The sequence below is a fragment of the Nonomuraea sp. NPDC047897 genome (assembly GCF_043204415.1).
In the GTDB taxonomy this organism is placed as follows: domain Bacteria; phylum Actinomycetota; class Actinomycetes; order Streptosporangiales; family Streptosporangiaceae; genus Nonomuraea.
Window position 1 is genome coordinate 709092 of sequence record NZ_JBIDCC010000002.1, and the last position, 19429, is coordinate 728520.

18 protein-coding genes are annotated in these 19429 nt (G+C 72.7%); 12 read left to right on the forward strand and 6 right to left on the reverse strand.

Translation table 11 applies throughout. The features are described from left to right. Positions 1 to 90 precede the first annotated feature (90 nt). Positions 91 to 1131 carry a phenylalanine--tRNA ligase subunit alpha gene (pheS, locus tag ACGF0J_RS06725; protein ID WP_393142729.1) on the forward strand — a complete coding sequence of 347 codons (1041 nt, stop codon included), beginning with the start codon at positions 91 to 93 and terminating at the stop codon, positions 1129 to 1131. After that, entirely contained in the window at positions 1131 to 3686 is a 2556-nt protein-coding gene (locus ACGF0J_RS06730; protein WP_393142643.1) for a phenylalanine--tRNA ligase subunit beta, read from the forward strand. The genes pheS and ACGF0J_RS06730 overlap by 1 nt, the downstream gene beginning before the upstream one ends. A 48-nt stretch (positions 3687 to 3734) precedes the next feature. On the opposite strand, the gene ACGF0J_RS06735 is transcribed toward ACGF0J_RS06730, so the two are convergent. Beyond that, positions 3735 to 4340 (reverse strand): Uma2 family endonuclease, encoded by a 606-nt coding sequence (locus ACGF0J_RS06735; RefSeq protein ID WP_393142645.1) that lies wholly within the window; start codon positions 4338 to 4340, stop codon positions 3735 to 3737. 130 nt (positions 4341 to 4470) lie between these two features. After that, a complete protein-coding gene (locus tag ACGF0J_RS06740; protein WP_393142647.1) occupies positions 4471 to 5073 on the reverse strand; it encodes a Uma2 family endonuclease in 603 nt (200 codons plus the stop codon). An 87-nt stretch (positions 5074 to 5160) separates the two neighbouring features. Between ACGF0J_RS06740 and ACGF0J_RS06745 the strand changes: the two genes are divergently transcribed. Further along, positions 5161 to 5394: a hypothetical protein gene (locus ACGF0J_RS06745; protein ID WP_393142649.1), complete on the forward strand. Its 234-nt coding sequence runs from the start codon at positions 5161 to 5163 to the stop codon at positions 5392 to 5394. 61 nt (positions 5395 to 5455) lie between these two features. After that, a complete protein-coding gene (locus ACGF0J_RS06750; protein WP_393142651.1) occupies positions 5456 to 6196 on the forward strand; it encodes a metallophosphoesterase family protein in 741 nt (246 codons plus the stop codon). A 127-nt stretch (positions 6197 to 6323) separates the two neighbouring features. On the opposite strand, the gene ACGF0J_RS06755 is transcribed toward ACGF0J_RS06750, so the two are convergent. After that, positions 6324 to 6725, reverse strand: a complete 402-nt coding sequence (locus ACGF0J_RS06755) for a hypothetical protein (RefSeq protein ID WP_393142653.1) — start codon at positions 6723 to 6725, stop codon at positions 6324 to 6326. A gap of 178 nt (positions 6726 to 6903) precedes the next feature. Between ACGF0J_RS06755 and melA the strand changes: the two genes are divergently transcribed. Both melA and ACGF0J_RS06765 read left to right on the forward strand, forming a co-directional pair. Further along, on the forward strand, positions 6904 to 8202 hold the full coding sequence (gene melA / locus ACGF0J_RS06760; RefSeq protein WP_393142655.1) for an alpha-galactosidase: 1299 nt from the start codon (positions 6904 to 6906) through the stop codon (positions 8200 to 8202). Then, on the forward strand, positions 8199 to 9032 hold the full coding sequence (locus tag ACGF0J_RS06765; protein WP_393142657.1) for a DeoR/GlpR family DNA-binding transcription regulator: 834 nt from the start codon (positions 8199 to 8201) through the stop codon (positions 9030 to 9032). The genes melA and ACGF0J_RS06765 overlap by 4 nt, the downstream gene beginning before the upstream one ends. Here the strand turns inward: ACGF0J_RS06765 and ACGF0J_RS06770 are convergent. Further along, positions 9016 to 10320 (reverse strand): alpha-glucosidase/alpha-galactosidase, encoded by a 1305-nt coding sequence (locus ACGF0J_RS06770; RefSeq protein WP_393142659.1) that lies wholly within the window; start codon positions 10318 to 10320, stop codon positions 9016 to 9018. The genes ACGF0J_RS06765 and ACGF0J_RS06770 overlap by 17 nt on opposite strands. Beyond that, the gene (locus ACGF0J_RS06775) at positions 10317 to 11261 is read right to left on the reverse strand and encodes a carbohydrate kinase family protein (protein ID WP_393142661.1); all 945 of its coding nucleotides are present in this window, start codon (positions 11259 to 11261) and stop codon (positions 10317 to 10319) included. The genes ACGF0J_RS06770 and ACGF0J_RS06775 overlap by 4 nt, the downstream gene beginning before the upstream one ends. A 215-nt stretch (positions 11262 to 11476) precedes the next feature. On the opposite strand from ACGF0J_RS06775, the gene ACGF0J_RS06780 reads away from it, so the two are divergent. The 3 genes from ACGF0J_RS06780 to ACGF0J_RS06790 are packed head-to-tail and all read left to right on the forward strand — an operon-like array spanning position 11477 to position 14599. After that, entirely contained in the window at positions 11477 to 12394 is a 918-nt protein-coding gene (locus ACGF0J_RS06780; protein WP_393142663.1) for a carbohydrate ABC transporter permease, read from the forward strand. A gap of 10 nt (positions 12395 to 12404) precedes the next feature. Beyond that, positions 12405 to 13268, forward strand: a complete 864-nt coding sequence (locus ACGF0J_RS06785) for a carbohydrate ABC transporter permease (protein WP_393142665.1) — start codon at positions 12405 to 12407, stop codon at positions 13266 to 13268. A gap of 2 nt (positions 13269 to 13270) precedes the next feature. Then, the gene (locus tag ACGF0J_RS06790; RefSeq protein WP_393142667.1) at positions 13271 to 14599 is read left to right on the forward strand and encodes an ABC transporter substrate-binding protein; all 1329 of its coding nucleotides are present in this window, start codon (positions 13271 to 13273) and stop codon (positions 14597 to 14599) included. Positions 14600 to 14611: 12 nt separating this feature from the next. Here ACGF0J_RS06790 and ACGF0J_RS06795 read toward each other — a convergent pair whose 3' ends face one another. Further along, positions 14612 to 15589, reverse strand: a complete 978-nt coding sequence (locus tag ACGF0J_RS06795) for an NAD-dependent epimerase/dehydratase family protein (protein ID WP_393142669.1) — start codon at positions 15587 to 15589, stop codon at positions 14612 to 14614. A 178-nt stretch (positions 15590 to 15767) separates the two neighbouring features. On the opposite strand from ACGF0J_RS06795, the gene ACGF0J_RS06800 reads away from it, so the two are divergent. From ACGF0J_RS06800 to ACGF0J_RS06810, 3 genes are read left to right on the forward strand one after another with little or no spacing between them, the layout of a single operon-like run. After that, positions 15768 to 16823, forward strand: a complete 1056-nt coding sequence (locus ACGF0J_RS06800; RefSeq protein WP_393142671.1) for an iron ABC transporter substrate-binding protein — start codon at positions 15768 to 15770, stop codon at positions 16821 to 16823. Between the two features lie 6 nt (positions 16824 to 16829). Then, positions 16830 to 18365 (forward strand): ABC transporter permease, encoded by a 1536-nt coding sequence (locus tag ACGF0J_RS06805; protein ID WP_393142673.1) that lies wholly within the window; start codon positions 16830 to 16832, stop codon positions 18363 to 18365. Further along, entirely contained in the window at positions 18362 to 19390 is a 1029-nt protein-coding gene (locus tag ACGF0J_RS06810; RefSeq protein WP_393142675.1) for an ABC transporter ATP-binding protein, read from the forward strand. Before ACGF0J_RS06805 ends, ACGF0J_RS06810 begins: the two co-directional genes overlap by 4 nt. The last annotated feature ends 39 nt before the right edge of the window (positions 19391 to 19429 follow it).

A 19429-nucleotide genomic window follows, 5' to 3' on the forward strand; every position in this document is an offset into this window, starting at 1 on the left:
TGACCGCTCAAGCCCTGGATACGGAGCTCACTCTTGTCTGACTACGACCCCGTCGAGGTCACACCGTTGCAAGCCGACGAGGTGTCCCGCATGGAGGCCGAAGCCCTCGATGCGATCAAGTCGGCCGGCAGCCTCGACGCACTCAAGCAGGCCCGCCTGGCCCACGCCGGCGACCGCTCGCCCATCGCGCTGGCCAACCGCGAGATCGGCGCGCTGCCCCCCGCGGCCCGCGCCGAGGCCGGCAAACGGGTCGGCGCGACCCGCAAGGCCATCAACGAGGCCCTCACCGCCAGGCAGGCCGAACTGGAGGCCGAGCGTGACGCGCGCGTCCTCGTCGAGGAGACCGTCGACGTCACCCTGCCGTGGGACCGCCGGCCGCGCGGCGCGCGCCACCCGCTGACGACCATGCAGGAGCGCATCGCCGACACCTTCGTCGCGATGGGCTACGAGGTGGCGGAAGGGCCCGAGCTCGAAGGCGAATGGTTCAACTTCGACGCGCTCAACATCGCCACCGACCACCCGGCCCGCTCCGACCACGACACCTTCTTCGTCGGCTCGGCCGACTCGGGCATGGTGCTGCGCACCCAGACCTCGCCCGTTCAGGTGCGGGCCCTGCTGGAGCGCGGCGTGCCCTGCTACGTCATCTCGCCCGGCAAGGTCTTCCGCACCGACGAGCTCGACGCCACCCACACCCCGGTCTTCCACCAGGTCGAGGGGCTGGCCATCGACGAGGGCCTGACGATGGCCCACCTCAAGGGCACGCTCGACCGGTTCGCCGAGGTGATGTTCGGCGAGGGCATCACCACCCGGTTCCGGCCCAACTACTTCCCCTTCACCGAGCCGTCGGCCGAGATGGACCTCAAGTGCTTCGTCTGCCGCGGCTCCTCCGCCGTGCCGGGCAACCCGCCGTGCCGCACCTGCAAGTCCGAGGGCTGGATCGAGTGGGGCGGCTGCGGCATGGTCAACCCGCGCGTGCTCGTCGCCTGCGGGGTGGACCCGTCGAAGTACTCCGGGTTCGCGTTCGGCATGGGCATCGAGCGGACGCTGATGTTCCGCCACAACGTCGAGGACATGCGCGACATGGTCGAGGGTGACATCCGCTTCACCCTTCCGTTCGGAATGGAGATCTGATGAAGGTCCCGCTCTCCTGGCTGCGGGAGTACGTCGATCTCCCCGCGGTCACGGCGCAGGAGGTGGCCGACAAGCTCACGGCCGCCCGGCTCAAGCTGGAGTCGATCACTTCCTACGGTCACGACGTCAAGAACGTCGTCGTCGGCGAAGTGCTCGAGATCGAGGAGCTCACCGGCTTCAAGAAGCCGATCAGGCACTGCAAGGTCGAGGTGGGCGAGGCTACGCCACGTGAGATCGTCTGCGGCGCCACAAACTTCGCCGTCGGCGACCGGGTGCCGGTCGTGCTGCCGGGCGGCGTGCTGCCCGGCGGTTTCGAGGTGGGCGCCCGCAAGACGTACGGGCGCATGTCCGAGGGCATGATCTGCTCCGAGCGCGAGCTGGGGCTGACCGACGAGCACGCCGGCATCATGGTGCTGCCGCCCGACACCCCGATCGGCGCCGACGTCGCCGACCTGCTCGGGCTGCGCGACGACGTCCTCGAACTCGAGATCACGCCCGACGTCGGCTACGCCCTGTCCATCCGGGGCGTGGCCCGCGAGGCGGCCGTCGCGTTCGGCGTGCCGTTCCGCGACCCCGCCGACGTCGAGCTGCCCGCCGAGACCGAGCAGGCGTGGCCGGCGTCGATCGCCGACCCGACCGCGTGCGACCGGTTCGTGCTGCGCGAGGTCCGCGGCTTCGACCCGGCCGCGCAGAGCCCGCTGTGGATGCGCGTACGGCTGGCCAGGGCCGGCATGCGGCCGGTGTCACTGGCCGTCGACGTCACCAACTACCTGATGCTGGAGCTCGGCCAGCCGCTGCACGCCTTCGACCGGGCCAAGCTGACCGGAGAGATCGTCGTGCGCCGGGCGCGGCCGGGCGAGCGGCTGGAGACGCTCGACCACGTCGTACGCGACCTCGACCCCGACGACATCCTCATCACCGACGAGTCGGGGCCCATCTCCATGGCGGGCACCATGGGCGGCCTGGAGACCGAGATCTCCGACGCCTCGACCGACATCGTCATCGAGGCGGCCCACTTCTCGGCCACCGGCATCTCCCGCGAGTCCCGCCGGCACCGGCTCGTGTCGGAGGCGTCCAAGCGGTTCGAGCGCGGCGTCGACCGCGAGCTGCCGCTCGTCGCCTCCTGGCGGGCCGTGCAACTGCTGGCCGAGCTGGGCGGCGCGAGCGTCCAGCCGGGCGTCACCCACGCCGAGACCGACGTGCGGCCGGCCCGCATCGCGATGCCGGCCGGTCACCCCGGCGCCGTCGCCGGCGTCACCTACGCCAAGGAGAGCGTCGTACGGCGGCTGGAGCAGATCGGCTGCACCGTCACCGACGGCGACGACCCGGCCGTGCGCCGCGGCGGCGTCGACCCGACCGGCGTGGTGACCGGCGGCGAACTGGCGGCCAAGCTGGCCGTCACCGGCGACGACATGATCACGGTGACGCCGCCGTCCTGGCGGCCCGACCTCACCGACCCCAACGACCTCGCCGAGGAGGTCATCCGGCTGGAGGGCTACGACCGGCTGCCGTCGATCCTGCCCGCGGCGCCGGCCGGAGCAGGGCTGACCGAGGGGCAGCGGCTGCGCCGGCGGGTCGGCCGGGCGCTGGCCGCGGCCGGCTACGTCGAGGTGCTGGCCTACCCGTTCGTCAGCGACACCGACTTCGACCACCTGCAGCTGCCCGCGGACGACGCGCGCCGCCGCGCCGTCCGGCTGGTCAACCCGCTGGCCGACGACGAGCCGCTGATGCGCACCACGCTGCTGCCGGGGCTGCTCAAGACCCTGGTGCGCAACGTCGGGCGCGGCTTCACCGACGTGGCGGTGTTCGAGTCGGGCGCCGTCTACCGCCCGCGCGAGGGCGCGCCCCCCACCGCTCCGGTGCTCGGCGTGCAGCGCAGGCCGACCGCCGACGAACTGGCCTCGGTCGCGGCGGCGCTGCCCGACCAGCCGCACCGCGTGGCGGTCGTGCTGGCCGGCGAGTTCGACCGGTCCGGCTGGTGGGGCGGCGGACGCCAGGAGTGCTGGGCCGACGCCGTGCAGGCGGCCCGGATCGTCGCCGACGAGGCCGGGGTCGAGCTGTCGGTCGTCGCCGACCAGCACGAGCCGTGGCATCCGGGCCGCTGCGCGGCCCTCTACGCCGGTGACACGCTGGTCGGCCACGCCGGTGAGTTGCACCCCCGCGTCGTCGAGGCGTACGGGCTGCCGCCGCGCACCTCGGCGATGGAGCTGGAGCTGTCCCGGTTGGAGCCGGCCGTGCCGGGCCCGGTCCAGGCGCCGCAGGTGTCGGCCTACCCGGTGGCGACGCAGGACGTGGCGCTGATCGTGCCCGACTTCACGCCGGTGGCCGACGTGGAGGCGGCGCTGCGCGACGGGGCGGGCGGCCTGCTGGAGTCGGTGCGGCTGTTCGACGTGTACGCGGGCGAGCAGGCGGGCGAGGGCAACAAGTCGCTCGCCTACACGCTGCGCTTCCGCGCCCAGGACCGGACGCTGACGGTGGAGGAGACCACCGCCGCCCGCGACGCCGCCGTGGCGATGGCGGCCGACCGGGTGGGGGCGCACCTGCGCGGCGCCTGACCACGCACGACGAAGGCCCGGTACGCCGTACCGGGCCTTCGTCGTGCCTCAGAGGGCGTCGATCTCGGTGAGGTCGATGTCGATGTCGAACGGCACGCTCACCTTGAGCCGGTCGTGGTAGATGCCGGTGGGTGCGTACCCGCGGGTGGCCGGGTCGAGTTCGTAGACGTAGACGACCGGCCTGCCGGCCTCGTTCTCCACTCGCCAGAAGTGCGGGATCCCGGCTCTGGCGTAGAGAGTGGGCTTGCGCTCCCGATCGCGGATCCTGGACTCCGGTGACACGACCTCGACAAGGAGCACGACCTCCTGCGCCCGGTAGAACGTCTGCTCCGGTCCGCGGTCCGCGCCGCCGGCGATGACGCAGATGTCAGGTTCGGGCCGCTGGTCGGTGTCGAGGATGACGCTCATCTCCCGGCGGACGCGCAGGCTGCCGGGGATGATCCGGCGGAGACCGGCCACGAGGAGATCCACGGCGAGGGTGTGGAAGGAGGCTTGGGGGCTCACGAAGACCAAGCTTCCATCAATCAACTCTGTGTGCGCAGGCAGATCCGGAATGTGATCGAGGTCTTCGGCCCTGAAGCCCTCGGGGGGCGGGAAGACCCAGTCGGGGAGCGAAGGTGTCGCCATCTCTAGACTCACCGCTTCTGCCGTCATGGTCCAACGCTAGCAACCTACCGCGTTCACGGCCGGTGAACCGCTCAGCACGTTCGGTTCGTGCCGGGTGCGGCAGAAGCCCTGCCATGAGCAGGGCCCCGATACGGCGTACCGGGGCCCTTGCTGTGGATCACACCTCGTCGATCTCGGTGAGGTCGATGTCGATGTCGAACGGCACGCTCACCTTGAGCCGGTCGTGGTAGATGCCGGTGGGTGCGTACCCGCGGGTGGCCGGGTCGAGTTCGTAGACGTAGACGACCGGCCTGCCGGACTCGGTCTCCACTCGCCAGTAGTGGCGGATGCCGGCTTCGGCGTAGAGCGACGGCTTGCGCCTGCGGTCGCGCTCCTCCGAGTCGGGGGAGACGACTTCCACAGCGAGCAGCACGTCCTCGCCCTCGTAGTAGGTGGCGTCGAGCCGGACGACGGCCTGCGGGACGATGATGAGATCCGGCTCAGGCCGCTGTTTGGGACCGAGCCTGACGCTCATCTCCCTGCGGACCCGATACCCCTCGGGAACCGAGCGGCGTAGCTCGGTGTGCAGGAGGAACAGCATCGAGGTGTGGAAGTCTCGCTGAGGGCTCACGAAGACCAAGCTTCCATCAATCAACTCTGTGTGCGCAGGCAGATCCGGAATGTGATCGAGGTCTTCGGCCCGGAAGCCCTCGGGGGGCGGGAAGACCCAGTCGGGGAGCGAAGGTGTCGCCATCTCTAGACTCACCGCTTCTGCCGTCATGGTCCAACGCTAGCAACCTACCGCGTTCACGGCCGGTGAACCGCTCAGCACGTTCAGTTCGTGCCGGGTGCGGCAGAATGCCATGTCATGAGGCAGCTACTCGTGTTCGCCGAGCGGGACGACGCCGAGGAGGTGGCGGAGGTCCTGGGCGAGTTGTTCCCGGAGGCCGGGGTGCCGCGCGTGGTGCGGGAGACGCTGGCGGGGGAGGACGACGCCGAGGACGCCCAGTGGCTCGTCGTGGCCGAGGGGCTCGACCTGGGGCGGCTGGCCGAGGTGGACGCGCTGGTGGAGCGGTACGACGGGTGGCGGGAGAGCGAGTAGGTCCTGTTCGTCCCCCGCGAACACGGGCCCGTCGGCAGGCGGCCGGGGGCAGGGTGGTGGCATGCGCATCGCCGTGCTGTCCGACATCCACGGAGTCCTGCCCGCCCTGGAGGCTGTCCTGGCCGAGCCCGACGTGGCCGCCGCCGACCTGATCGTGCTCACCGGTGACATGGCGGCCGGGCCGCAGCCGGTCGAGACGCTCGACCTGCTGGTGTCGCTGGGGGAGCGGGCGCTGTGGGTCAACGGCAACGCCGACCGGGAGCTCGTGGAGCTGGCCGCGGGCAAGCAGGGGGAGATCGCGGTGTCGGCGTGGGCGGCGGAGCGGCTGCGCCCCGACCAGGTGGAGCTGCTCGGCGGGCTGCCGCAGCGGCGCGAGCTGGAGCTCGGCCGGCTGGGCACGGCCCTGTTCGTGCACGCCACGCCGCGTTCCGACGACGAGATGGTGCTCGTGGACAGCTCGCTGGAGCGCTGGGCCGAGGTGCTGGCCGGAGAGCGGGCCGACACGGTCGTGCTGGGCAACACGCACATGCCGTTCGTACGGCTGGCGGACCGGGTCCTGGTGGTCAACCCGGGTTCGGTCGGGATGCCGTACGGCACGGCGGGCGCGCACTGGGCGCTGCTGGACGGCGGCACGGGGGCGGTCACCCTGCGCCGCACCCCGCTGGACGCTGACCTGGTCGCGGGGCGGCTGATCGCCGAGAGCGGCTTCGACGGGATCGAGGAGTGGGTGACCGAGTACGTGCGCCACACCTACTCGGACGCGCAGGCCCTGCGGGCGTTCGCCCGCCGTGAGGGCCGCTGACGTACCGGCGGGGTGTGCGGGCGCCGTGACCGAGCTGCCCGCATGAGAGCGGCCCCCGGGATCCCGGGGGCCACTTCGACGGTGAGCGGGCACCCGCCGGGCGAGCCAGGTGTGCCCGGCGGCCGGTTCAGCGGGCCCTGCGCAGGCCCATGACCTGCAGCTCGGCGAACACGAGGACCACCAGCGCCTGGAGGATCGCCCACACCGCGCCGACCGTCGTGAACGCGGCGGCCCCCGTCACCACGACGGCGACGCTGGCCACGGCCCAGACGACGTTCAGCGCGATCACCGCCTTGGTGCCGGCGGCGCTGATGACGGGCCGGCTCGCCAGGAACCCGACCGCCAGCCCGTAACCGAGGAGGAAGACGCCGACTCCCCGCAGCAGGCCCGTGCCGGGCCCGAGCAGGTCGCTGAGCAGCCCGGCGGCGGCAAGGTAGGCCAGCCCGTTGACCCCCGTGACGACGGCGTCGGCGGCAAGCGCGAGGCGCAGGAACTTGGTCCGATCTGCGGTGACGGTCAAGGCGGTCATGTTCGGCTCCTTCGAGGTCGTGTTCCGACACCTCGAACGATGCCAGCGCGGGCATAGGGCGCGCGATTACGCGCCAGGTAATGCCGAGCCGCCGGGCCCGTCGTACGGGAGAGGGGTTCTCGCCGGTGAAGGGTTATGATGCCCGCGCGCCTCGTGCGCGGACGAGGCTGGAGGTGGGATGTCGCGGATCGTCTTCATCGGGGCCGGCGACGTCGACCTGACCCGCAGGGTGGCGTCCGACCTGCTGCTCGAACCCGGGCTGCGCGGCGGCCTGGAGATCGTGCTGCACGACACCGACCCGGCCGTGCTCGCGACGGTCGAGGCGCTGGTGCGGTCGCTCGACGCCGAGGCGGGCTCCGCGGCGGCGATCACGGTGTGCCTGGACCGGCGGCGCGCGCTCGACGGCGCCGACTTCGTGGTCAGCCAGGTGGACGTGGGCGGGTTCCAGGCGACCCTGCGCGACTTCGAGATCCCGCACCGGTACGGCCTGCGCCAGACGATCGGCGACACGATCGGCATCGGGGGCATCTTCCGGGGCCTGCGGACCATCCCCTACTTCGTCGAGCTGGGCCGCGAGCTGGCCGAGCTGTGCCCGGGGGCCTGGCTGCTCAACTGCAGCGACCCCATGGCGATGACGGGCTGGGCCGTGCAGGAGGCCACCGGCTTCGACCGGTTCGTCGGGGTGTGTCATGCCGTGTGCGACACGCACACCTACCTCGCCGACCTGGTGGGCCGCGGGGTGGACGAGATCGGCTTCCTCAGCGCCGGGCTCAACCACCAGTCGTTCGTGCTGCGGTTCGAGGCCGACGGGCGGTCCCTGTACCCGGAGCTGGACGCGCTCCTGGCGGCCGATCCGGACCTGGCGCGGCACGTGCGCGTGGAGATGTACCGCCGGTTCGGCTACTTCCCGACCCAGTCGAGCGAGCACGCGGCGGAGTACGTCCCGTGGTTCCTGCCGCACGCCGAGGAGACCACGCGCCTGGGCGTGCCGGTGGAGGAGTATCTGCGCCGGGTCGGCAAGAGCATGCACCACTACGAGGAGACCCGTCGCGCGCTGTCGGCCGGGCGGTCGCTGCTGGTGCGCTGGCAGCACCAGGAGCCCGCCGCGGCGGCCATCCTCGCCGTCCTGACCGGCCAGGAGAAGGAGGTCTACGTCAACGTCCGCAACGACGGCCTGATCGGCAACCTCCCGGCCGGCTGCTGCGTGGAGGTCCCGGCCCTCGTCGACGCCGACGGCATCCATCCACGGCCGGTCGGCGAGCTGCCGATCCAGCTCGCGGCGCTGAACCGGACGTTCCTCAACGTCGTCGAGCTGACCGTGCGGGCGGTGCTCGACGGCGACCGCAGGCACGTCTACCATGCGGCGATGCTCGACCCGAACACGGCGGCGACTCTGCCGCTGCCCGCGATCGAGGCGCTCTGCGACGAGCTGATCGAGGCGCACGGCGAGTTGCTGCCGGAGGCGATCCGCGGATGAGTGAGTCCATGCCGACCGAGGTGCGGCGGGAGCGGATGCTCGGCGTCCTCGTGGAGCAGGAGTTCGCCCGGGTGGCGGAGCTGGCCGAGGTGTTCGGCGTCTCGACGGTGACGGTCCGGGCCGACCTGGACGCGCTGGAGGAGCAGGGCAAGGTCCGCCGGGTGCGCGGCGGCGCGGTGGCGGCGGGACCGCCGCCGAAGGGCGAGCCGTCGTTCGAGCTGTCGCTGGGCGCGGCGGCGGTGGAGAAGGCGCTCATCGCCCGGGCCGCCGCGCGGCTGGTCGGCTCCGGGGAGAGCGTGCTGATGGGGGCGGGCACGACGACCGCGTACGTGGCCAGGGAGCTCGTGGCCCGCCCCGAGCTGACGGAGGTGACGGTGTTCACCAACGGCCTGCGCACGGCGCTGGAGCTGGAGCCGGCCCTGCCGAGGTTCGCCGTGGTGGTGACCGGGGGCAGCCTGCGCCGCCAGCAGCACTCGCTGGTCGACCCGCTGGGCGGCCGGATGCTGGAGGGCATCCGGGCCCACACGGTCTTCCTCGGCTGCGGCGGCGTCCACCCCGAGGCGGGCGTCACGAACGTCAACCTGCCCGACGCCGAGATGAAGCAGCGCATGCTGCGCGCCGCCGCGCGGCGGATCGTGGTGGCCGACTCCTCCAAGCTCGGCAGGATCGAGATGGCGCCCGTCTGCGGGCTGCCGGAGGTGGACCTGCTCATCACCGGCGAGTCGGCCGATCCGGAGACGGTGCGGCTGCTGCGCGAGCGGGGGCTGCGGGTGGAGATCGCCGCCAGGCAGCGGGCGGGCGGCGGCGCGCGGGTCAGCCGGCCAGCGTGACGCGGAGCGGCTCGGGGAGGAGGTCCCCGTGGGCGCGCACCAGGTCGTCGCACAGCCGCCAGATGGAGTCGAGCGACAGCGTGGCGGAGGTGTTGGGGTCCAGCATGAGCGCGTGCCGCACGTGCTCGGGCCGCCCCTCGACGGCGGCGCGCACGACCAGCTCGTTGACGTTGACGTAGGCCCGGTTCAACCCGGCGAGCTGGGGCGGCAGCGCCCCGACGCGGGTGGGCCGGACGCCTGAGGAGTCCACCGCGCAGGGCACCTCGACCACGCATCCGGCGGGCAGGCCGGCGATCAGCCCGTCGTTGACGACGTTGCCGTAGACGACGCGGGGCGTGCCGGTGACCATGCTGTGGATGATCTGGGGGGCGTACTCGTCGGTGCCGGCGATGGCCAGCTCGGCGCTGTCGCGCACGGCCTGCCGGGTCCGCTCGTAGGCGCGCACGTTGTCCGCGCTGATGCCCACGTAGGCGTCGACGGGGATCCGCAGCCGGTCGATCTCGGCGTCGTGGCGCAGCAGCCAGGGGAGGTATTCGGCCGAGTGCTCGCTGGTCTCGGTCGGGTAGCTGCCCAGCCGCCGGTACATCTCCACCCGCACCCGGCGGCGCAGCTCCGGCTCGCGGGCGATGGCCGCGTCGAGCCGGGGGTAGAGGTTCTCGCCGTCACGTTCGAAGCGCAGCACCCACGCCTGGTGGTTGACCCCCGCGGCGAGGTAGGTGACCTCCTGGTACGGCACGCCCACCAGGTCGGCCAGCCCGCGCATGGTCCAGTAGACCGAGTGGCACAGCCCCACCACGTTGCGCACCTTGCCGGCCAGGTACCAGACGTTCATGGCCATCGGGTTGGTGTAGTTGAGCAGCAGCGCGTCCGGGCAGACGGCGGCCATGTCGGCGGCCAGCGCGTCCAGCGCGGGGAAGGTGCGCAGCGCCCGGAAGACGCCGCCCACGCCGATGGTGTCGGCGATCGTCTGGCGCAGGCCGTAGCGGGCGGGGATGGCGAAGTCGGTGACGGTGGAGTCGTGCCCGCCGACCTGGATCATGTTGATGACGAAGTCGGCGCCGTCCAGGGCGGCCCTGCGGTCGAGGGTCGCGGTGATCTCGGGCCGCGCGCCGCGGGCGGCGGCGATCCGGTGGGCGGCCGCCTCGGCGACCTCCAGCCGTTCGGGGTCGATGTCGTGCAGGGCGACGCGGACCGCGCCCAGCTCGGGATAGGCCAGCAGGTCGGCGAGCAGGCCCTGGGTGAACACGACGCTTCCCGCGCCGATGAAGGTGATCTTCGGTGGTCTCATGCGGTGGCTTCCTCCCAGGTCGGCTGTGCCGCTGTACCCCCCGCGGCTCGGGTGGAGAGCGTGCCGCAGGCCACGGCGATCTCCAGGCTGCGCCGTGTCCCCAGCCCGCGCAGGCGGGCCGCCAGCAGGCCGGCGTTGAAGCTGTCGCCCGCGCCGACGGTGTCGGCGACCCGGGCGGGGACGGCGGGCACGCGGACCGGCGTGCCGCCCTCCACGGTGAGCGCGCCGTCCCGGCCGCACTTCACCACCGGGGTGGTGCCGCGGGCGGCCAGGTCGCGGACCGCGCGCTCCAGGTCGTCGGTCCCGGCCAGGGCGAGGGCCTCCCGGTCGTTGGGGAGCAGGACGTCGGTCAGCGGCAGCACCTCGTCCAGGCCCTGCCAGCGGCCCGACGGGTCGTCGTTGGTGTCCAGGGACGTGGTCGCCCCGGCCGACCGCGCAGCCGCGTACAGGCCGGGCAGTTCCGCGGCGAGCAGCGGCTGCAGGAAGTACGACGAGACGTGGACGTGCCGCGCCCTCCGCAGGAGCGCCGGCGGCACGTCCCCGGCGACGAGCCGGTCCAGGCACCCGGGCGCGGTGAGGATCGCCCGGCCGGGGCCGCCGCCGCCCTGCGCGGTGTCGTGCCCCGTGGTGAGGATGACGGTGAGCGCGGTCGGCGCGCCGGGGTCGGTCACGCAGGCGGACACGTCCACGCCGGCGCGGGTGAGCGCGTCGAGCACGAACCTGCCGGCCGCGTCGTCGCCCACCCGTCCGACGAAGGCGGTGCGCAGCCCGAGCCGGGCCGCTCCGTGGGCGGTGATCGCCCCGGAGCCGCCGAGCACCAGGTGTCCCGCGTCCACGAGCTCTTCGCGCTGTCCGAAGGCGGGCGCCCGGGGCGCACCCGCCAGGATCACGTCCGGGTTGGCGTCGCCCACGACGAGCAGGTCGAGGTCTGTGAAGGCCATGGGAAGGACGGTCCCAGCACCTTCAATAACTTGTCAATACTTTCGTTTATCTCCCCAGGTGGCCCAGGGATCTTGGACAATCCCCAGGCCCAGACGGGAAGTGCTTCGAAGGTATTGACAAGCTTTCGTAAGTCGCCATGATGGGCTCCAACATTCCGCACCAGTGGCCCAGGAGGTCCGGCGATGCTGCCACGTTCGGCCGAACGGATCAGCCCATGACGGTGACGCTCACCCGGCCGGCGGTCAGCCGCGAGGTCGGCGCCAGGCCGCGCGGAGACGGCCGGATCGCGCTGGCGTTCCTCGCGCCCGTGCTGCTCGGCTTCGCCGTGTTCTACCTGTATCCGGCGCTGCGCGGCGCCTGGTACTCGCTGACCGACTGGAACCTGCTGTCGGAGCCGTCGTTCGTCGGCCTGGACAACTACGCCAAGCTGGCCCGCGACCCGCTGTTCTGGAACTCGCTCAAGGTCACCGGCGGGTACGTGGTCATGAACATCGGCATGCAGATGATCCTCGGCCTCGGCCTCGCGGCGCTGCTGCACCGGCTCACCCGTTCGCTGGTGATCCGGTCGCTGCTGCTGGTGCCCTGGCTGGTGCCCAGCGTGACCACCGGCCTGCTGTGGATGTGGTTGCTGGACGCCAACCTCGGATTCGTCAACCACCTGCTGGTCGCCGCCGGTCTCGACAACCAGGGCTTCCTCACCTCGCCCGACCTGGCCCTGCCCAGCGTGGCGGCGATCACGTCGTGGAGCGGAACCGGCTACACGGCCCTGCTGCTGTACGCGGGGATGCTGCTGGTGCCGCCGCAGGTCTACGAGGCGGCCGCGCTGGACGGCTCGGGCGAGGTCCGCACCTTCTTCCGCATCACGCTGCCCCTGATGCGTCCCATCCTGGCGTTCGTCCTGGTGGTGTCGCTGATCGGCTCGTTCCAGCTCTTCGACACCGTCGCCGTCACCACCATGGGACGCCCCGCCAACGCCACCCGGGTCGTCTACTACTACATCTACGAGCAGGCGTTCACCCATTTCAAGATGGGCTACGCCTCGGCGCTGGCGCTGAGCCTGCTGCTCATCCTCGGCGTGCTGACCTTCGTCCAGATGCGCCTGCTGCGCGCCTCGGCCTCGGACCTCGCATGAGAGGACCCGCATGAGAAAGCTCGCCTGGCTGGGCCTCGCCCTGGCCCTCGTGATCTCCCTGTTCCCGCTCTACTGGATGCTGCGCACGGCCGCCACCCCGGGCCGTGAACTGGTCGGCGACAGCGCCGCGCTGGTGCCGACGAACCCCACCCTGGTCAACTTCGAGCGGGTCCTCGGCCTGACCACCCGCGAGGAGGCGCGGGCGGCCGGCGGCTCGGGAGCCGACCTCGACTTCTTCCGCTACCTGGGCAACTCCGTCATCTACACCGGGCTCGTCACGGTCGTGCAGACGCTGTGCTGCGCGATGGCCGGCTACGCCTTCGCCCGGCTGCGTTTCCGAGGCCGGGACATGCTGTTCGGGCTGTTCGTCGCCGCGCTGATGGTCCCGCCCATCTTCACGCTGCTGCCCAACTTCGTCCTGGTCAAGGAGCTCGGCTGGCTCAACACCATCCCCGGCCTGGTCGCGCCGAGCCTGCTCATGTCGCCGTTCGCGGTCTTCTTCCTGCGGCAGTTCTTCCTGGGCGTCCCGCGCGAGGTGGAGCAGGCCGCGCTCATCGACGGCGCCGGCAAGGGGACCGTCTTCTGGCGCGTGGTGCTCCCCATGACCAAGGGGCCGCTGCTGACGCTGGCCCTGACCACCGCGGTGTGGACGTGGAACGACTACCTGTGGCCGCTGCTCGTGGCCCCGGGCGAGGAGACCCGGGTGCTGACCGCGGCGCTCGGCATCTTCCTCAAGCAGTCGCCCAACACCGCTCCCGACTGGACCGGGCTGATGGCCGGCTCGGCGCTGTCGGTCCTCCCGGTCCTGCTGCTGGTGGTCTTCTTCGGCCGCCGCCTCGTGGACTCCATCCAGTTCTCCGGCATGAAGGGTTGACGATGAGAACAACGGCATGTGCGGCCCTGGCTCTCGCGCTGCTGGCCACGGCGTGCGGCAACGGCGGCGACCGGCCGGGTGACGGCGCGGTCACGCTCACCTACGCGCTGTGGGACGACGTCCAGCAGGGCGCCTACCAGCAGTGCGCCGACGCCTTCCAGCAGGCCAACCCCGGCGTGACCATCAAGATCACGCAGAACGCCTGGGACCAGTACTGGCAGAACCTCACCACGCAGATGGTCTCCGGCGAGGCCCCCGACGTGATCACCATGCAGGCCTCCTACTACCCGCAGTTCGTCAAGAACGGCCAGCTCCTCGACATCGACCCCATGGTGAGGGCCGACAAGGTCGACCTGTCCGGCTACCGGCCCGGCCTGGCCGAGCCGTGGGTCAAGGACGGCAAACGGTACGGCTTGCCCAAGGACTGGGACACCATGGCCGTCGTCTACAACACCGAGCTGGCCGAGAAGGCCGGCGTGGACCTGTCGAAGCTGACCTGGAACCCCGCCGACGGCGGCACCTTCGAGAAGGCCATCGCCCGCCTCACCGTCGACCGCGAAGGCAGGCGCGGCGACGAGCCCGGCTTCGACAAGACCAGGGTCGCCGTGCACGGCATCGTGCCGGAGCTGAACGACGGCTCGCTGGGCCAGAACAGCTGGGGCAACCTCGCCGTCTCCAACGGGTTCGGCTACATCGACAAGAACCCGTTCGGCACCCGCTACTCCTACGACAGCCCCAAGCTGGCCGAGACCGTGGCCTGGTTCCGCCGGCTCATCGACAAGGGCTACGCACCGCCGTACGACAAGGCCGGCTCGCTCGGCATCGACGCGGTGCTGAACTCGGGGAAGGGCGCGCTCGGCATGACCGGCTCCTGGATGATCAGGACGTACCTGGGCTCCACGGAGCAGAAGTTCGCGTTCGCGCCGCTGCCCGCGGGGCCGCAGGGCCGCAAGTCCGCCTTCAACGGCCTGGCCGACGTCATCTACTCCGGCACCAAGCACCCCGAGGCCGCGTGGCAGTGGGTGAAGTACCTGGGCTCGCCGGCCTGCCAGGACATCGTGGCGGACAACGCGGTCGTCTTCCCCGCGGTGGCGTCCTCCTCCGAGCGCGCGCTGAAGGCGTACGCGGACAAGGGCTGGGACGCGAAGGTCTTCGTCGAGGAGGCGGAGGCGCCGGACGGAACGTTCCTGCTGCCGGTCAGCGACCACGGCGACGAGATCAACCAGATCGTGGGCAGCGCGCTGGAGGAGGTCTGGCTGGGCCGCAAGGACGCCCGGACCGCGCTGACCACCGCCAACCAGCAGGTCAACGCGCTCTTCACGGCCGGCTGAGCGGCCGGTCCTTCAGCCGGCGACTTCGCCGAGGGCGCGGTCGTCCTCGGCGAAGTCGGGGACGGCGCCGGCCGGGGGATGGGCCAGGTGCCAGCGGACCGAGTCGGCGATGGCGGCCGCCGGGTCGCGGGGCCGGAAGCCGAGCAGGTCAGCCGCCTTGCGGCTGCTCGCCAGCACGTGCGGGACGGTCGCGCCGGTCAGGGCCAGGTCGGCGGGCAGCACCTCGTCGGCCACCGGGACGAGCTCGGCGGCGTGCCCCGCCGCGTCAAGGATCAGCCGCATCCACCCGTGCAGGCTGTAGGTCGTGGTCTCGCCGATGTTGAACGCCTGGCCGGCGGCCGCCTCGGGCCGGTCGAGCGCGGCGAGCACGGCGGCGGCCGTGTCGTCCACGTGCAGCCGGGTCACCAGCGCGGCCCCCGGCCCGACGGGGATCCGCTCGCGGCCGGCTCGCACGCGCCGCAGCACGGGCTCCTCGCGCCGCTGCGGGTCGTGCGGGCCGTAGATCATCGCGAGCCGGAGCGCGGTGCCGCCGCGCGCCAGGTAGCCGGGCTCGACGTCCAGCTTGTCGTAGTCGTCGAGGCCGATGCCCTTGCCCCGGTAGAGGTGGCGGGACCGGCGCAGCGGCGCGACCTCGGTGAACGGCACCGGCACGGGCGTGCGGTCACCTGTGAGCAGCGCCTCGAAGGCCTGGTAGACGTCCACGCTGGACAGCACCACGAGATGGACGTCGGGCAGGTGGGGCAGCACCGACTCCACGTCGCGACTGGTGAGCGCGTAGGTGTCGACCACCGCGTCGGGGGCGAACGCGCGGACCCGCCCGGCCACCGCGGCGAAGTGGCGCCGGTCGGCGTGCAGGTGGGCGCAGGCGGGGCCGTCGTCGGGCTCGCTCTGCCCGCGGTGCACCACGAGCACCTCGTCGCCCCGCGCGGTGAGCGCCTCCACCACCCGCCGGCCGATGAACCGGGTGCCGCCCAACACCAAGATCCGCATGCGTCCAGTGAGCCCGATCGGCACGCCGGGTGGCAAGGCACTTCACTACGGGCGAAGCTCCAGCGAAAATCCGGCAAATCGTTACAAAGTGTCTGAAGCTTCACGTCGGGCATCATCCATAAGCTTAGGTAAGGCACACCTAATCTTCGAGTGTTCGCAGAGCCCGGAAAGGCACGTCATGGGTACCACCGCCAGCCGCTTCGCCGCGATCGCCGTCGCCACGCTCCTCGCCCCCGTCCTGGCCGCGTGCGGCGACCAGGATCGTGCGGCCGCTCCCGGCTCGGCGGCCGCGGCCGCCCGGCGGGAATCCCCGCTCGTCGTCTACTCCGGACGCGACGAAACGCTCATCGCCCCGCTGCTGCGAAACCTGGAACGGTCCACAGGCGGCGAGGTCGAGGTCCGCTACGGCGACAGCGCCGAACTGGCCGCCCAACTGCTGGAAGAGGGCGACAGCACCCGGGCCGACCTGTTCCTGTCGCAGGACGCCGGGGCGCTCGGCGCCCTCGCCCAGCAGGGCCGCCTGGAGCCGCTGCCGCAGGAGTCCCTCGACCGGGTCGCCCGGCCCTACCGCGCCGAGGACGGCACCTGGGTCGGGCTGTCGGGCCGGGCCCGCGTCATCGCCTACAACCCCGACCTGACCACGAAGGCGCCCGACAGCGTGCGTGACCTGACCGGGCCGCAGTGGCGCGGCAAGGTGGGCTACGCCCCGACGAACGCCTCCTTCCAGGCGTTCGTCACCGGCATGCGGGTCCTGGACGGAGACGAGGCCACCCGCCGGTGGCTGGAGGACTTCAAGGCCAACGAGCCGAAGGCGTACGAGAAGAACGGCGCGATCCTCGACGCCGTCGACTCCGGCGAGATCGCCCTCGGCCTGATCAACCACTACTACTGGTTCGAGAAGGCCGCCGAGGTCGGCGCCGCCAACATGACCGCCAAGCTGCACTTCCCGGCCAAGGGCGACCCCGGCGCGCTCGTCAACGTCGCCGGCGTCGGCGTCGTCAAGGGCTCCGACCAGTCGGCCGCCGCCCGCAAGGCGGTCGACTACCTGCTCTCGGCCGAGGCGCAGACCTACTTCGCCGACCAGACCAAGGAGTACCCGCTGGCCGCCGGCGTGACCAGCAAAGTCGAGGGGCTGCCGCCGCTGGAGTCCCTCGGCGCGCCGAAGATCGACCTCGGCAAGCTCAGCTCACTCCGGGAGACGCTGGCGATGCTCCAGGAAACCGGGATGGTCTGACCCGAGGTGTCCGTCACCAGATCCTCTCCCGCGGCCACGGGCCGGCCGTCGCCGCTCCTGGTCGGCTGGGCCGCCGCCGCGGCGGCCCTCGCCCTGCTGCCGCTGGTCTACCTCGGCGTCCGGGCGCTCGAGCACGGCCCCGCCCACGCCTGGCGGATCGTCGCCACCGGCCGCACCCTCGAACTGCTCGCCCGCAGCCTGGGCCTGGCCGCCGTGGTCGTCGCCGCCTGCCTGCTGATCGGGGTCTCGCTGGCCTGGCTGACCGTGCGGACCGCGCTGCCGGGCGCCCCGGCCTGGTCCGTGCTCGCCACGCTGCCGCTCGCCGTGCCCAGCTACGTCGCCGCGTTCGCCTGGATCTCCACCGAGCCGGGCCTCGCCGGGTTCGCCGGCGCCGCGCTCGCCCTGACGCTGGTCAGCTACCCGTACGTCTACCTGCCGGTGGCGGCGGCCCTGCGCGGAGCCGACCCCGCGCAGGAGGAGGCGGCCCGCTCGCTCGGGCACGGCCCGCTGGGCACGTTCCGGCGGGTCACGCTGCCGCAGCTGCGGCCCGCGGCGGCGGGCGGCGGGCTGCTCGTGGCGCTCTACGTGCTGTCGGACTTCGGCGCCGTCTCCATCATGCGGTACGAGACGTTCACCGGGGCGATCTTCACCTCCTACCGGGCGAGCTTCGACCGGACCCCGGCCGCCGCGCTCGGCTGCGTGCTGGTGGCGATGACCGTGCTGCTGGTGTGGGCCGAGGCCCGCACCCGCGGCCGGGCCGGCCATGCCCGCACCGGAGGGGGCAGCGCCAGGCCCGCCTCCGCGGCCCGGCTCGGCGGCCTGCGCTGGGCGGCGCTCGGCTGGTGCTCGGCGGTGGCCGCGGCGGGCGTCGGCTTCCCGCTGGCCACGCTCGGCTACTGGCTGACCGCCGGCAGGTCGGGGGCCTGGGAGCCCGGCCGGCTGCTGGAGACGGCCGGCGCGACCGTCGCCGTGGCAGCCGCGGGCGCGGCGCTGACCGTGGCCTGCGCGCTGCCCGTCGGCATCCTCGCCGCCCGCCACCGCGGCCGCGTCGCGCACCTGCTGGAGCAGGCCGCGTACGCGGGGCACGCGGTGCCCGGCATCACCGTGGCGCTGGCCATGGTGTTCCTCGCGGTGCGCTACGCCGGCCCGCTCTACCAGGAGCCGCCGCTGTTGGTGCTCTGCTACGCGGTGCTGTTCCTGCCGGTCGCCGTGGCCGCCACCCGCGCCGCCGTCCTCCAGTCGCCGCCGGTCCTGGAGGACGTGGCCCGCTCGCTCGGCGACTCCCCGTTGCGGGCGCTGCGCCGGGTCACCGTGCCGCTCGCCGCGCCCGGCATCGCGGCCGGGGCCGCCCTGACGTTCGTGGTGTGCATGAAGGAACTGCCCGCCACGCTGCTCCTGCGGCCCACCGGCGTGGACACGCTGGCCACCCGGCTGTGGGCCGAGACGACCACGGCCTCCTACGCCGCGGCCGCCCCGTACGCGGCCGTGCTGATCCTCATCGCGGCCGTCCCGGCGTACCTGCTCGGAAGGCGGCGCGCATGACCGACCTGAGGATCGGCGGGCTGGTCGTCTGCTACGAGCCGCCGGTGCGGGTGCTCGACGGCCTGGACCTCGCCGTGCCGTCCGGCCTGCTGGCCGCCGTGCTGGGCCCGTCGGGCTGCGGCAAGACCACGTTGCTGCGCGTGGTGGCGGGGTTCCTGCGCGCCGACGCCGGCACCGTGGAGCTCGGCGGGCGCGTCCTGTGCCGGCCGGGGGCGCACCTGCCGCCGGAGCGGCGCCGGGTCGGCGTCGTCCCGCAGGAGGGGGCACTGTTCCCGCACCTGAGCGTCGCGGGCAACGTGGCGTTCGGCCTCACCGGTACGGCACGCGCGGAGCGGCGCCGCCGTACCGGGGAGCTGCTGGAGCTGGTCGGGCTGCCCGGCTACGGCGAGCGGATGCCGCACGAGCTGTCCGGCGGCCAGCAGCAGCGCGTCGCCGTCGCCCGCGCGCTGGCGCCCGCCCCGGACCTGGTGCTGCTCGACGAACCGTTCAACGCCCTCGACAGCGCCCTGCGGGCGGAGGTGCGGGCCGACGTGCGCGCCGCGCTGCGCGCCACGGGCGCAACCGGCCTGCTGGTGACCCACGACCAGCAGGAGGCGCTGTCGACGGCCGACCTGGTCGCCGTGCTCAGGCAGGGCCGGGTCGCCCAGTGCGGCACGCCCGAGGAGGTCTACCGGCGGCCGGCCGACCTGTGGGTGGCGGGGTTCGTCGGCGAGGCGGTGTTCCTGCCGGCCACGGTCGAGGACGGCGCGGCCGCCACCCCCCTCGGCCGCGTTCCCCTGGTCGGCGACCGCCGGGGGCGCGGTGGCGTCGTCGTGCTGCGGCCCGAGCAGCTCGTGCTGGGCGGCGCGGGCACGCCCGGCAGGGTGGTGGACGTCCGCTTCTACGGGCATGACGCGATGGTCCGCGTGGCCGTGCCCGGCCTGGACGAGCCGGTGGCGGTCCGGGTGCCGGGGCCCGCCGGGGTCCGGCCGGGCGAGGAGGCCGCCGTGTCCGTCACCGGCGAGGCGACCCTGCATCCCGGATGAGACGGGCGTGTCCCCGGCGGGACGGAACCCGCCGGGGAC

Coding starts and splice junctions, on each gene's coding strand:
- pheS (WP_393142729.1), top strand. CDS start 91: ATGGAGGCCGAAGCCCTCGATGCGATCAAGTCGGCCGGCAGCCTCGAC.
- ACGF0J_RS06730 (WP_393142643.1), top strand. CDS start 1,131: ATGAAGGTCCCGCTCTCCTGGCTGCGGGAGTACGTCGATCTCCCCGCG.
- ACGF0J_RS06735 (WP_393142645.1), bottom strand. CDS start 4,340: ATGACGGCAGAAGCGGTGAGTCTAGAGATGGCGACACCTTCGCTCCCC.
- ACGF0J_RS06740 (WP_393142647.1), bottom strand. CDS start 5,073: ATGACGGCAGAAGCGGTGAGTCTAGAGATGGCGACACCTTCGCTCCCC.
- ACGF0J_RS06745 (WP_393142649.1), top strand. CDS start 5,161: ATGAGGCAGCTACTCGTGTTCGCCGAGCGGGACGACGCCGAGGAGGTG.
- ACGF0J_RS06750 (WP_393142651.1), top strand. CDS start 5,456: ATGCGCATCGCCGTGCTGTCCGACATCCACGGAGTCCTGCCCGCCCTG.
- ACGF0J_RS06755 (WP_393142653.1), bottom strand. CDS start 6,725: ATGACCGCCTTGACCGTCACCGCAGATCGGACCAAGTTCCTGCGCCTC.
- melA (WP_393142655.1), top strand. CDS start 6,904: ATGTCGCGGATCGTCTTCATCGGGGCCGGCGACGTCGACCTGACCCGC.
- ACGF0J_RS06765 (WP_393142657.1), top strand. CDS start 8,199: ATGAGTGAGTCCATGCCGACCGAGGTGCGGCGGGAGCGGATGCTCGGC.
- ACGF0J_RS06770 (WP_393142659.1), bottom strand. CDS start 10,320: ATGAGACCACCGAAGATCACCTTCATCGGCGCGGGAAGCGTCGTGTTC.
- ACGF0J_RS06775 (WP_393142661.1), bottom strand. CDS start 11,261: ATGGCCTTCACAGACCTCGACCTGCTCGTCGTGGGCGACGCCAACCCG.
- ACGF0J_RS06780 (WP_393142663.1), top strand. CDS start 11,477: ATGACGGTGACGCTCACCCGGCCGGCGGTCAGCCGCGAGGTCGGCGCC.
- ACGF0J_RS06785 (WP_393142665.1), top strand. CDS start 12,405: ATGAGAAAGCTCGCCTGGCTGGGCCTCGCCCTGGCCCTCGTGATCTCC.
- ACGF0J_RS06790 (WP_393142667.1), top strand. CDS start 13,271: ATGAGAACAACGGCATGTGCGGCCCTGGCTCTCGCGCTGCTGGCCACG.
- ACGF0J_RS06795 (WP_393142669.1), bottom strand. CDS start 15,589: ATGCGGATCTTGGTGTTGGGCGGCACCCGGTTCATCGGCCGGCGGGTG.
- ACGF0J_RS06800 (WP_393142671.1), top strand. CDS start 15,768: ATGGGTACCACCGCCAGCCGCTTCGCCGCGATCGCCGTCGCCACGCTC.
- ACGF0J_RS06810 (WP_393142675.1), top strand. CDS start 18,362: ATGACCGACCTGAGGATCGGCGGGCTGGTCGTCTGCTACGAGCCGCCG.